Source organism: Flavobacterium zubiriense, from assembly GCF_041729725.1.
GTDB classification, from domain to species: Bacteria; Bacteroidota; Bacteroidia; order Flavobacteriales; family Flavobacteriaceae; genus Flavobacterium; species Flavobacterium zubiriense.
Window position 1 is genome coordinate 240,482 of record NZ_JBCFQL010000003.1, and the last position, 14,512, is coordinate 254,993.

Here is a 14,512-nt window from a genome sequence, read left to right on the forward strand (position 1 = left end):
TAACATTACTTCTCCTCGCAATCAACTGTAGAAAATTTATATTTTACTCTATCAAAATCTATTGGTTCCCCTTTCACAAAATAAGAAGCACCCATCGAAGTTTCTATTTGTCCGTTTCCTAAAATAAGTTCGTCTTCTTTTTTAAGAAAAGCCATTGGGTTTTTGAACGTCTTTTTTTCGTTTGTTCCTTCAATAAAAGTATAACTGGCAAACAAAGTATCGCCATGAAATTGGCCACTAATCTCACCTACTTTGCTAGGCATTTTAAAAACCTTCATGAGCATATTGCCAGATACATTTCCGCTTTGTAAAGTATTCACTTTTAAATCTATTGTATCATTTTCATAAATGGCTTTATAGCACGCTGTACTCACAATTGTATCGGTCTCAATTTTGGCAGCCTTAGTTTCTTTTTTTTCTTCGTTATTTTTACAACTTTCAAAACTAATGCAAACTAACAACACGAAAAATAAACCTATGTTTTTCATAATACTCTATTTTTAAATGGATTTAACTATTCGCTAATGTACAAAGAATCAATGGGTATTCGACAAAATGGGATTCATTTTTATAATTGAACTGTTATTGCTTTTCCCTCATAAGTTATTTTTTTATCAAAACTGGTAGAAGTTTCTGCAGCTTTTCCTTTATTGGATTCAACTACTTTAATATTGAACATTCTGTTTTTTATCATACCACTGAAACTTCCATTTCTTTTACCAATAGTTAAGGTTTGAGTTTTATCATTCCATTTAAAAGTTATGGTAGAATAAGCTCCTTTTTCATAATTGTAATTGTCGTTTTCATCTTCGTATAAAGTGAATTCGCCATTAGCTCCGGGATAAATACGGATTTCTAAATTATCCCATTTTTTTTCGGTAGCATATTGTACTTTTGGACCAAAAGGGATAATGCTACCCGCTTTAATGTATAAAGGAATTTCATCGATGGTTGTTGCTTTTTCTATTTCCTGACCGCCATTGATTTTTTCGTTTGTCCAGAAATCAAACCAAGCTGTTCCTTCGGGTAAATATACTTTTGTTGATTTGGCTTGCGTAAAAGTTATAGCTTGGGATTTTGCTCCCTTAGCATCATTGTCTTTATTCCAACCCGTCTCTTCGTTAGATTTTACAATCGTTTCAGGAGTGTATTGCGCATTTACCACTGGTGCCACTAATATGGATTTACCAAATAAATACTCATTATTCATATCCACCACTTTTTTATCATCAAAATCCATTACTAAAGCCCGCATCATAGTCGATTGATTTTTTGTAATATCCCATGAAGCCGAGTAAATATAGGGCAACAATGCATAACGCAAATCGATTGCTTTGGCTATTGCATCATAAATAGGCTCGCCTTTTTGACCAAAATTGTATATCTCTCTCGGGATATCTGTTCCGTGTGAACGCATCATAGGAGTAAATGCGGCAAACTGCATCCAGCGAACATATAATTCCTGAAAGGATGGATTCTTAGTTCCATCGCCCCATCCGTTTTTATAAGCACCAGCAAAAAAACCTCCAATATCGGTATTCCAATACGGAATAGCACTCATAGAAAAATTAAGTCCCGCAGGTATCTGATTGCGTAAGGACTCCCAGGATGAATTGACATCCCCTGACCATGTGTTAGCGCCATAGCGTTGTTGTCCGGCAAATGCTGAGCGAGTTAGAATAAAAATACGTTTATCTGCACTTTCAGCACGTTGGTGTTCAGCAACACCTCCTACGGTCATCAAAGGGAAAGCATTACGAACTTTTCTAAAAGAACCAAGGTAGGTTTTTAAATCAAAATCAGAAGGCTTGAAATCCAAGTGATCCGGTTCCGAAGAATCCATCCACCACCCATCAATTCCGACGGATAAAAGACCTTTGCTTAAATATTTCCAATAAATATCACGCGCCTCAGGATTGTACGGGTCATAAGGCTGAACACCCGATGGATAGTCACGATTTGGCGGCCAAGTTTCTACTCCTGATTGTGGCCAAGTACCAAAATTGAGAAGCATTCCTTTGGGTTGCATTTCTTTAAATTGCTTGGTTTGTGGTCCAAAAGAATTCCAAATTGAAATAATCACGTGTGCATTCATATTATGGATATCCTCTACCATTTTCTTTGGGTTAGGAAATTCGGGGTTAAGGAATTCCATCGCATTCCATAAGTAATTATTGCCCCAATATTGCCAATCCTGAATAATTCCATCTAGTGGAACGCCTAGTTCACGGTATTTGCGTACAACACCTACCAATTCATTTTGGCTTTTGTAGCGTTCTTTACTCTGCCAATATCCAAATGTCCATAAGGGAAACATAGGTGCCTGTCCGGTAAGTTCTCGCATGCCCGCTATAGATCCGTCAATATTTCCACCCACCATAAAATAATAATCAATACAATCACCCACCTCTGATTTGAAGGAAGCACTTTCCGGCTTATCTTCAAAAGTAGTAGGCGAATAATTATCCCAGAACAATCCGTAGCCTTTTGTAGAAACCAGGAAAGGAACATAATCATCAACATTGCCTTGTACCATGTTGATTTTTGCATTACGCAATGATAATTTACCTCGCTGTTGCTGACCCAGGCCATAGATAGCCTCGTCTTTATCTAATGCAAACAATTGATTGATGCTATAGGTTTTAGATCCTGCATCATCAAAATCAGTAAATTTCGCTCCTGATGCTGCCTCACTTAAAAGTGCTGCTCCAGCAATTGTGTGATACGATATTTTACCCGATTTTAAATCAACATCAACTTTTAGTTTGTCGCTTTTTAACGAAACAATATCTCCTTTTTGTTGGATTGTGAATTTTGTATCCTGTGGTTTTTTGGTAACGGATAGACTTTCTTTTTTGAAAGCGACTCCTTCGGGTGATTTCAAAATACGAACGATGGTTGGACTGTAAAACTGAACCTCAACATCCATCGACTGCAATTTGATTTTTACCCCTAAGGCCGTTTTTTGATAATTTTGAGCTACTAATGACGAAAAAGAAAACAGCGCAAGCAACAGAATGTACTGGCGGTTTCTACTCAGAAATGCATTTTTCATTTGGTTTATTTTAAGTTAATCAATATCAACCAAAGCTATTTATATTCATTTAAAGAAAGAGGTACGATATGTTGTTTTCAATGGTACATTTCGTTGCTTATTCCTTTATAACAACTCATTATCAACATTTTTATCGTTTTGTGCATACTTTGACGGACTGACTCCAAAAGCTTCTTTAAAATATTTGCTGAAATATTTCTGCGTATTGAAACCCACTTTTTCGGCTACTTCGGCTACGGGATATTGCCCCTGAATTAAAAGTTGTGCCGCGCGTTTTAATCGAATGGAGCGAATAAATTCCGAAGGTGCAAGTCCGGTAATGGATTGCATTTTTTTATACAATACTGTTCGATCCATTCCCAAATCCTGACTAAATTGCTGAACGGAATAATCGGGATTATCCATGTTTTTTTCCATGCATTCAAGCGCTTTTTCGATCAACTGTTCGTCAATTGAAGTAATCGTAATCTCTTTTGGATTCACTTCTAATTTTTTCGAAAATGCCGATTGTCGTTGGTTTTTCTGTGCAATCAATTTCTCTATTCGAAGTAATACTATTTCCAGATTAAATGGCTTAGCCAAATATTCGTCGGCTCCCGATTGATAGCCTGTCAGTTTTAAATCTTCAGATGTGCGAGCCGTCAATAATATTACGGGAATATGCGAAGTCAGTACGTTCGATTTGATCCGTTTGCAAAGTTCGAATCCATCAACTTTGGGCATCATCACGTCACTTATGATTAAATCGGGAGATTTTGACAAAGCCAAAACTTCTCCTTCTTCACCATCAGCAGCTTTAAAAACTTCATATTTATGTGACAATTCCGTTGCCAGAAAACGTCTCAAATCATCATTGTCTTCCACTACTAAAAGGGTCTCTTTTTTTGATGTTGTTGCAACAAACTGATTGTGGATTGCGTCTTCAGGAACTGCAACAAGAGTTTCAAAATCGGTTTTTTGAGGGACAAGATTTGTTGGAATTGTAGCCGAAAATACAGTTTTCACATTAGGTTCACTTTCCACAATTATATCTCCCGAATGCAATTCAACATATTCTTTTACCAAATGCAATCCAATTCCGCTTCCGCCCTGAGTTGTTGAAGCCTGATAAAAACGGTTGAATACATTCGGTATATCGTTTTCTGAGATTCCCGAACCCGAGTCGATAACTTCTAATTGTACAAAATCCGAATTTTGATTTTCTAATGACTGCGAAAGTCGGATTGTAATTGTTCCTCCTGCTGGAGTAAACTTAAAAGCATTCGACAATAGGTTATTAATTACCTTGTACAGTTTATCATTATCAAAGTACATGAATAGCTCTGGCATATCAGAATCTACCGAAAAATCAATCTGTTTCTCCTGAGCCAGCTTGCTAAATAAGTCTTCGAATTGCGTTACAAAATCCACCAAATCACCAAAAGTCAGATTCAGTTTTTCACCCGAAATTTCCAATCGTCTAAAATCCAATAATTGATTGACCAAATGCTGTAAGTTTAACGCATGACGGTGCACTAGTTTAATTCTGGATTCAATTGAAGTCTCTTTTATTTCCTTTAAAATAGATTCCAGCGGGGTAATAATCAACGTAAGCGGTGTACGAAATTCGTGGCTGACATTGGTAAAAAAATTAAACTTTAGTTCATTTAGCTTTTCTTCATTCTTGCGCATTAATTGCTGATTTGTCCATTTTTTATAATAGGACAAAGCAAAATAAAGTAACAGCAAAATGATTGCCAGATACAAAACATACGCAATTGGCGTTTTCCAAAAAGGCGGATTAACAACAATACTAATTTTAGCATATTCATTCGACCATTCCCTACTATTACTCGCTGCCTTCACTTTCAGTACATAAGTTCCCGGAGCTAAATTGGTATAGGAAGCACTTCCAGTTCCATTTTGCGCTACTATTTCACGCCAATTATCATCAACCCCTTCCAAACGATAGCGGTAATACGTTTGTGTAGGATTGACATAATTCAATGCCGAAAAATTAACACTTATAAAGTTCTGATTGTAGTTTAAAATTATACTTTTAGTTGTAGCAATTGCATTTTTCAATATGATATTCCCATCATAGGACTCTCCCGATTTTACTTTATTTCCAAAAAGCGTTAAACCCGTAAACAATGGTTTCTGTAATTGTTTAAACGACCAAGGTTTTTGTAAATCGATACTGTTAAAACCATTTACACCGCCCATATACAACTGCCCATTATCCGAAGCAAAAACTGCCGAAGCGGTAAATTCATTTTCTATTACCCCATCCAAATGATTAAAATTAGCCATCGAAAAACGAAGCTTTTTTTCTTTAGTATTTACCGCAATACGGGAAACACCGCCTGCAGTGGTAATCCAAATTAGTCCTTGTTTGTCTTCTGTAATTCCTTTAATGCTATTATTTACCAAACCATCATCGGTAAAAAGCGTATGCAATTCGGAATTTGACGGTTGCCAAACACTTAACCCGTCCTGAGTTCCAATCCACACAATACCACGACTGTCTTTAAAAATTGCAGTATAATTTTGATTTTCATTCTTCAGCAGTTCTTTTAGCGGTTGACTGACAGTATTTTTTTTATAATTATAAACAAACAATCCAGTGTTACTTCTTGCAAAAAAAGATTGGGTATCAAAAGGAATCAGTTGAGAAACGGAACCTAATGATTCGCCATTCAATGTCAATTTCAGCGACTGAAAAACTCCATTCTCAGGATTAAAAACAGCTAATCCTTTGGATGTTGCTGCCAAAAATTGCCCATCAGGTTTTTCTACAATAGAACGACAATTTCCTCCGAGGAGATTAATATGTTTTACCTGATTATTTTGCACACAATACACGCCTTTACTTCTGGTACAAATCCATATTCGATTTTGCGAATCTCTTGTCATCGAAAGACAATCAACATCAGCTGGTAAACCTGTAAAAATGGAGAGTTTCTCAGTTTCGGGCAAATAACTGTATAAGCCATTTTTGGTTCCAACCAGAATTGTATTTTGTTCCGTTTGCTCAAAACAAGTTACATCAATATCTTTTAGTTGTGTTCCAAAAAACATTTTTCCAACATTCTTAAATTTGAATCGGTCGGGATGGTAATACAACAATCCATGATTGAATGTCCCAATCCAAAGTCCGCCATGTAAATCGTTATAAAGGGTACTGGCTTCAGTATTTACTGCGGTTTCATCAACCAACTTGAACGATGGAATCAATCGTTTTTCTTTCAGATTCTTATCAATAAACCACAATCCAATTGCGCAACTTACCCATAAATTGCCTTTGTTATCAACAGAAATTGTATTGAGCCAATAGTCAGTTTCGAGTATTTTTGTATGCGTTCGCTTTTTACTATCATAAGCCAACATAATGCCTTTGTATCCATTTCGAATTTGATACAATGAATTGCCCGTCTGAACCACCATGAGCGTATTATTGTATTTCGATTGCTCTTGATTCGATAAAGAATTGGTTTTATACAACTCTTTGGCTGTTTTCAAATCATAACAAACAATCAATCCGTTTCTATAAAAAAGAAAAAGTTGTTGTTTGACTACAGCTACATCATACAATTGGTCTTTTGTTCCATTAAGCGTAGAAACATTTTTAAGAAAAACAGCGGTCTTTCCGTTTTTAGCATCCCTAAATAACAGTTTATCTGAAGACGTAAGCACCCAATAATTTTGAGAAGCATCCACAAAAAAGTCGGCAATGGGTTCCCAAATTCCCATTTTAAACAAAACACTGTCGGGTTTTGACACAAAACGTTCCTGTTTGATATCAATACCCATCAACTTTCCTTTGTCTTTTATCCAGACATATTCTTTGTCCACATAACCGTGGTGAAATCCTGAATAAGCCGTTAATGGCGAAATGTTATTGCCTTTTAGATGTAAATATTTAAAGGAAGTTCCATCATAAATATTGGTTACACCTTCGGTAGTGACAACCATTCGTCCATCTTGAAGTTGCAAAATGGTACGCACCCTATTTTCCGAAAGTCCGTTTTTAGAATCGATAGCTGTAAATACAAAAGACTGCTGTGCATTTAGAAAGATACTAAAACACAAAAACAGCCCCAGTAAAATATTTCGAAAAAAATTACTATTCATATTTGTTATTGGAATTCTAAGAAGGAATTCAGAATAACGAAACTACAAAAAAACTGTATTATAATTTAGATTACTTTCTCTGAAGCATTTTCAAATCAACTACCGTTCTAAAACCCACATGATTCGAACTGGAACCTTCGGCTAATGCCATTCGGGCAGAAATTCTAAAACTAGAACAATACGATTCATTACACAAAAAAGAACCTCCTTTGATTATTCTTTCTTTTTCATATTGATTATTCGGGTTAAAAGCTTCGGTAGCTCCTTGCGGATTGTTTACCGTTTCTCCTTTCGAAAATAATTCCTGGTAATAATTTGCATTGTAATAATCCTGCGTAAATTCCCAGACATTTCCAGATAAATCATAAATTCCTAATGAATTTGGAGCAAATGATTTCGTCGCAGCCAAAAACGCAAAACCATCTTCATTTGTATTAGAATTAGGGAAATTACCTTGCCAAGTATTGGCTTTTTTATCTATTTTTGATTGATCATCGCCCCAGGTGTAAACAGGATTTTTTAAATTCCCCATAGCAGCTAATTCCCATTCGGCTTCGGTGGGCAGTCTGCGTTTCGCCCATTTGCAATAAGCCTGAGCATCTTCAAAAGAAATATGTACCACCGGATAATTGTCTTTTCCTATAATATTGGAATTTTTACCTTCAGGATGTCTCCAATTGGCTCCTATTTGCCATTTCCACCATTGTTGAAAATCAGTATAATTTGTAACATTTTTTACCTCATCATTAAAAACCAATGAACCTGGCTGCAATATGGAATCAGCTGGTTTAGGTGTTCCCTCGGGCAAGGTTTTTTTGAACTCTTCCCAAATAATAGGTCTTTCGGCGGTGGTTACATAATGCGTTTCGGCTACAAATTTTTTAAAACTGGCATTGGTCACTTCGGTTATATCCATAAAAAAACCATCCACTGCAACACTGTGTGCTGGTTTTTCATGTTCTAAAGCTAGTCTATCGTTTGTTTTTGCTCCTTGAGTAAATGTATTTCCTGGAACCCAAACCATATTGGGAGGAGTTACAACATTTTCTGGCTGTTCTTTGACAACTTGCTCTTTGTTATTGCAAGCGAAAATGACAACCAAAAAAATCCCAAGAACCCATTTGCTTATCTTCATACCAATTGTAATTTATCTAAAAAGCGAAAAATACTTATAACCTCCTAAAATTTAGGAATAGACAAAACTACTATTTTTTATTCCAATTCCATTACCAAAACCGATTGTGCTTCCAAGGTAAATTCCTTTCCCAAATCCACCGTTTTTCTGGACAAAACATCTTTACCCACTTTAAAATCTTTTATATTTTCCTGAAAACGTTTGGTTTCGATATTCTTGGACGTTAATCCGTTGTTGATAACAACCATAACCGTTTTACTATCTGTATATCTAAAATAAACATAAACATTATTTTCTGGAATATAGTGTGTCATTTTCCCAAAATGTACCGCTTCATTTGTTTTTCTCCATTGGAACAATTTAGACGTAAAATCAAAAAATTGTTGTTGCTCAGCGGTTCTTCCATTTTTAGTAAAAGCATTATTACTGTCGCCATTCCAACCACCAGGAAAATCGAGACGAATGGCTCCGTCGCCTTCATTTTTATTTCCAGCCATCGCTATTTCGGAACCATAATACAACTGTGGAATTCCGCGTACAGTAGCCATTAAAGTCATTGCCATTTGGTATTTCTTGAAGTCTTTTTTATAAATTTCGTTAAAACGCTGCGTATCGTGATTTTCGACAAAAGTCAAGATATTATTTGGATTTGGATACAGAAAATCATTAGTAAAATTATCATAGATTCTAATAAGTCCTTTGTCCCACTCTGCCTGATTTTCGTTGAAAACCACACTTGTTGCATCGTGCAAAGTAAAATCCATTACGCTAGGTAAATAAGAATTGTAGTTTTGAATGGCTGCTAATTTACTGTCTTTTTGCCAATACGCCATTTGTGCTTGATCGTGCATCCATACTTCACCTACAATATTAAAATTAGGGTATTCGTCGGTGATGGCTTTCGTCCATTTTGCAATTCCAATTTTGTCATTATACGAATAAGTATCTACTCGGAATCCATCTAAATCAGCATATTCAATCCACCAAATAGCATTTTGAATCAGATAATTCAACACCAAAGGATTAGATTGGTTTAAATCCGGCATTGATTTTACAAACCAACCGTCCATACACATTTTCGCATCAATTTTGGAAGCATTAGGATCAAATTGAGTCGTCATGCGATAATTGGTTTGTGCGTAACCTGGAAATTGATGAATCCAATTGTAAGTTGGCAAATCATTCATCATCCAATGTTGAGCTCCCCAATGATTTGTTACATAATCCATGATGAGTTTCATGTCTCTTTTATGTAATTCGGATGCTAATTTTAGATACTCCTCATTGTTTCCATAACGCGGATCAATTGTATACACATCCGATTGCCCGTATCCATGATAGGAACCTTGTGGATCATTGTCTTCACAAAGTGGTGTTGGCCAAAGTGCTGTAACACCTAATTCTTGAATGTAATCCAGATTTTGAATTATTCCTTCAATATCACCTCCATGTCTTCCGCTTGGATTGTTTCGATCTGCTTTTTCGGTTAGTGTTTTTTGGCTATCGTTTTTGGGGTTTCCATTGGCAAAACGGTCGGGCATTATTAAATAAATCATATCCGAAGCATCGTAACTTTTGCGTAAAGCGGAATTTTCTCTCCGCTTTTTTAAGGCATATTTCCTTGTAAAAGTCACTTTGTTATTTTTCGAAAATGAAAAAACAATATCCTGTGGAGCAATTCCTTTGGTATCAATGGTTACAAAAAGATAATTGGGATTTTCTGTTTTTTGAATGTCTTTTATTGGAATGGCATTCGAAACAGTCACTTCATTTTCAGCAATTTTATTGCCATAAAATAAAATTTGCACTTCGGGATTGTGCATTCCAGCATACCAAAACGGAGGCTCTACTCTTTGTATTTGAGCAATAGTGCCTAATGAAAACAAAAGCAATAACAGCGTGACTACTTTTACTATTTTCGATTTTTTATTATATCCTTTAAGATTCATATTTGCAGTAATTAATTAGTTTTAAATTGCCAAATTTGACCAACAGTTTCTCCTCCTTTATTGTCTTTGACCACTACTCTCCAATAATAATTTGTGGCCGTTTGCAAGGAGTTTTGCACTAAGGAAGCTGATGTTAAATTGTTTCCAACTTTTGTAAGAGGAGGATTTGCAGTTCCCAGATACACATCGTAGGTGAGAATGTCATTAGTATCAACATCCGTTGCTGACCATTTTAAATTTGCTGTTGCCGAATTGACAAAAGAATTAATTTCAGGCTGTACCAATTGAGGTGAAAATGGCAAATGATTTGCTAACGCCGTCGCCTCAGTATAAAAACTATAGGTTGTAGAATAATTACTGGAGTCATTCTTGTTGTCAGTTGCCTTCACTCTCCAATAGTAAGCCACGCCTTTGTTTAAAATTACCGTTTGCCTAACTGCAGCAGCTTCGATCGTTTTTACAATTTGTGTAAATTGATTGTCGGTCGCAATTTGTAGCTGATAAACAATCGAATTGTTTTCTGCATCTGTCGAGCCGCCCCATTCTAAATCAACTGTATTGTTAATACAAAGAGTTGCATTTGCTGGAGACACCAATACAGGAACACTCGGTGGCGTATTTTTAGTTTCCTGTGTTGGCGAATCATCACTACCACAAGAAAACAATACGAAACTCATTAAAATGGAATAAATTATATTTCTCATGTTTACTTTTTTATGATGGTTATACTCATAGGATTTTCTATATATACTTTGGCAACATAGATTCCACTAGCTAATTTTTCTACATTAAGTTGAATTTTTTGATCAACCACAGCATAGTTTCCTTTTGAAATTAATTGTCCAGCTGCTGAATGCAATTCAATAATTACTGTTTTCTTGGAAGTAGGAGTTAAAATTGTAAACAAATCCTGAGCAGGATTAGGATAGCCAATAACATTTTCCACATCAACTATCTTTTTTGTATAAATCCCTTCGCAAGCATTTCCCGACTTTACTTCCAGCAAATCCCCTTGTTGAACTGCAACTGTAAAATTTGCAACATCGGTTTCAAATTGTGGGCTGCCATTAAGAAAAACTTGAAATGGTGCAGTACCATTGCTCATTTCTACCGCAAGTTTATCAGAAAAGAGTGTTGATTTCCCTGTTAAAGACAATCCTTTATTGATAGTCACATTAAAACATTGCTCAAAAGTTTTTCCCTCAATAGTGACACAAACTAAATAAGTTCCTGAAGCTAAATTTGGAATAGTAAGGCTGTTGTTTGTAAAATTATAATTCACCCCATTAATTTGGGCTACATAATTATAAGTCTGAGCCGCTGTAATAATTATTTCACCATTATTTTTGTTCAAACAAGTTTCAGCTTTTGATTCCACTGTAAAATTATCCGATGGCAATACAAAGGGAACATCTGCTGAAAAAGCGGGTTTATTGCCATAAATCCTGAATTGACCGGCTGGAATTGCAATAGGAGCACTTACATTGGTTACATTCAATATTGTGTTATCCATCAAATTATACCATTCTCCAGCATAAGGAAATCCAGTAGTTACATTTTGAGTTGTTACATCAAAATTAGACAGCATTACTACCTCTTTTAAACTATTCGCTGGCAGAGAAGCATCGGAAATTTTTATGTTTTTAGTTAACGAACTGGAATTTGTCATCGTTACTGTTCCGGAAAACACCGCTTCCTGAGTCTTCAATTTTATTATTTTAGCCCAATCGGCATAAATTTTATATCTATTGTCATTGTTTAACCAATTAGCTGTCCACTGATTTTGTGGTTTGGTATCCAATTTACAATCGCCCGAACTGATATCTGTTGTAGTATTAACAGTCCCGTTATTGCAGGTAAATATGGAATCATCATAGCCTAATTCGCCAAAATGCCAAATCATTTTAGGGCCTGGAATTAATAATGAAACTGCCCCAATAGCTGACATTCTGGATAATGCCGTATTTAGATTTCGTACATTATGTGCCGAATTGGTACTATTTCCAAAGTGCAAATTTTTATACATCAGGCGTTCCTCATCATGACTTTCGGCATAACCCATCAGTCTGTTTTTGGTAAACCCCCTGCTGTTGCTGTTTATTCTTGCAATATTTGAGGCATAACCCATTGAAAGTTCGTTGTATTCGGTGGTCATTTTCCCCCACAACATCACGCCTTTACTCGGAGTTTCTTCAATCCTGTAGTTCGCCCATTCTTGCTCTTCGGCATCGGTTCCTAAATGTTCGAAAATAGCATAATGTGTTGGATCTAAACTCCAGGAATAATCGGCATAGGATTTTAAAACCTCCACGCGATCTTGCTGAAAAGCATTGGTACAACTTTCATCAGAAGCGGTACAATTTTGCGTAAAACCTTTGGTTAAATCCCAACGAAATCCGTCAATTTTATACTCTTCAATCCAATGTTTGATAACCCGATGAACATAATATTGGGTTCTGGATTGTTGATGGTTAAAATCTTCTCCCACACTATAGGAATGTTTCGCCGCCGTATTGAAATAAGGATTTTCAGTTGAAGGGCTTCCCCAGCCATCGCCATCAGGATCATTCATCCACATTCGGTTCATAGGGTTTCGCCCAAAAGCATGATTCAAAGCGATATCCAGAATTACGGCAATACCGTTTTGATGACATAAATCAATAAATTCTTTTAATTTTTCTGAAGTTCCATAAAATTTATCCAAAGCCATGTGAAAAGAAGTGTTATAGCCCCAACTTTCATTGCCTTCAAATTCCATTACTGGCATTAATTGAATGGCGTTTATCTTTAAGTTTTTGAAATAATCAATTCTGTCAATTAAACTTTGGTAGTTTCTTTTTGCATCAAAATCCCTCACTAGAACTTCATAAACTACTAATTTTTCTTTTTCCGGTTTCACAAAATTAGTGGTCGCTGCACTCCATAAATAAGGAATTTGACCTGTTTGTAAAACAGTAACTTCACGCTCTTGCCCTACCGGGTAAGACGGTAAGTTGGGATAGGATGCAGCTGGAATTGTAGGATCATCAAAAGGCGATAAAACCAAAGTAGAATAGGGATCGGCTACTTTGACTATGGCAGGAGAATTTACCAGAGGAGTTGCATCAACAACCCAATACTGATAGCTATATTTTGTTCCAGATGTCAAACCGCTTAATTCCAACCAAAATTTCCCGGAAACAGGATCTTTTTTCATGGCATAGTTGCTGTTGGGCTGCCAATTGTTAAAACTTCCTGCCACATAAACAAAATCCTTTAAAGGAGCGTCAAGTACCAATATTGCTTTGGTTGCATCCGAAACATTGTAATTAATACCATCTTCTAAGTCCGAAGGCATTGCTTCCAAAACAATCCCCGGATTGACAATAAGCCCAAATTTTTTAGTTATAGTTGTTGCGCCTTGGGTTATTTCTAATACATAATTTTGGTTTGCCGTTATATTTGAATGCGTAAAACTATAATCAGCTGTAGTTGCAGTATTAATATTAATTCCGTTTGCCAAAAGAGTATAGCTGGCATCTCCGTTTGTATTTGTTGCCGATATGGTGAAATTTTGTCCGGAAGTAATGATTGTTGCACTATTTTGCAAAGGTGCGGTTAATGTTGCTTGAAAAGCGCCCACATTAAAAAAAGTATCGGCAGTTTGCATTGTCCCTGCATCATTTCTTATCACCACACAAATTTCAGTAATTGTACTTGATGTAGGCACACCAAAATAAGCATATAAATCAGAAGCTATTTCTAATTTATAATTAGTTCCAGATACTAAAGTTAAGGTGGGTTGTGTAGAATTATTTCCCCAACTTCCTTTTACATTCTGCCATCTTGTTCCGTTTACGGTTAAACCAATATGCGCATACAAAGTACCTGAATAACTTGCTAAAGGAGTTCCCGTTTTATTAAAATTAAGGGTAACAGTTCCATTAGCTAAAGCAGGAGAAGGAGTAGTGGTAAATTGCGCAAAGCAAATTGATGAAAACAGTAAAAATAATATGGTAATTTTTTTCATAATTAGTCAGATAAAAAAAGGGCTACCCATTAGATAGCCCCTTATAATTTTACAATTATAACCCGTTGGGTGAAATTATCAAAAACGTCAGTTCGAGTGTTTTTTGCGTAATGAAATGAAGCGAAAAATGTATCGAGAACCGTTTTTTATTCAATATTTTCTTGTTCTCGATACAAATTTTCCGAAAAAGTTGTCGCGTTTTCTGAAAATTTACTCGAACTGACGACAATTTAATATCCAAAAACAATTTC

The 14,512-nt window shown here is 35.9% G+C and carries 7 protein-coding genes; all 7 read right to left on the reverse strand.

Going from position 1 to position 14,512, the window contains the following annotated elements:
- Positions 1 to 5 precede the first annotated feature (5 nt).
- Complete coding sequence (locus AAGV28_RS04275; RefSeq protein ID WP_373405582.1) at positions 6 to 488, reverse strand: hypothetical protein; 483 nt, start codon at positions 486 to 488, stop codon at positions 6 to 8.
- 80 nt (positions 489 to 568) lie between these two features.
- Positions 569 to 3,055 (reverse strand): glycoside hydrolase family 31 protein, encoded by a 2,487-nt coding sequence (locus AAGV28_RS04280; protein ID WP_373405583.1) that lies wholly within the window; start codon positions 3,053 to 3,055, stop codon positions 569 to 571.
- 105 nt (positions 3,056 to 3,160) lie between these two features.
- Positions 3,161 to 7,168, reverse strand: a complete 4,008-nt coding sequence (locus tag AAGV28_RS04285) for an ATP-binding protein (RefSeq protein ID WP_373405584.1) — start codon at positions 7,166 to 7,168, stop codon at positions 3,161 to 3,163.
- A gap of 70 nt (positions 7,169 to 7,238) precedes the next feature.
- On the reverse strand, positions 7,239 to 8,303 hold the full coding sequence (locus AAGV28_RS04290; RefSeq protein ID WP_373405585.1) for a formylglycine-generating enzyme family protein: 1,065 nt from the start codon (positions 8,301 to 8,303) through the stop codon (positions 7,239 to 7,241).
- A 77-nt stretch (positions 8,304 to 8,380) separates the two neighbouring features.
- Positions 8,381 to 10,252 (reverse strand): glycoside hydrolase family 13 protein, encoded by a 1,872-nt coding sequence (locus tag AAGV28_RS04295; RefSeq protein ID WP_373405586.1) that lies wholly within the window; start codon positions 10,250 to 10,252, stop codon positions 8,381 to 8,383.
- 11 nt (positions 10,253 to 10,263) lie between these two features.
- Positions 10,264 to 10,956: a fibronectin type III domain-containing protein gene (locus AAGV28_RS04300; RefSeq protein ID WP_373405587.1), complete on the reverse strand. Its 693-nt coding sequence runs from the start codon at positions 10,954 to 10,956 to the stop codon at positions 10,264 to 10,266.
- A 2-nt stretch (positions 10,957 to 10,958) separates the two neighbouring features.
- Positions 10,959 to 14,261, reverse strand: a complete 3,303-nt coding sequence (locus AAGV28_RS04305) for an alpha-amylase family glycosyl hydrolase (RefSeq protein WP_373405588.1) — start codon at positions 14,259 to 14,261, stop codon at positions 10,959 to 10,961.
- Positions 14,262 to 14,512: the final 251 nt, after the last annotated feature.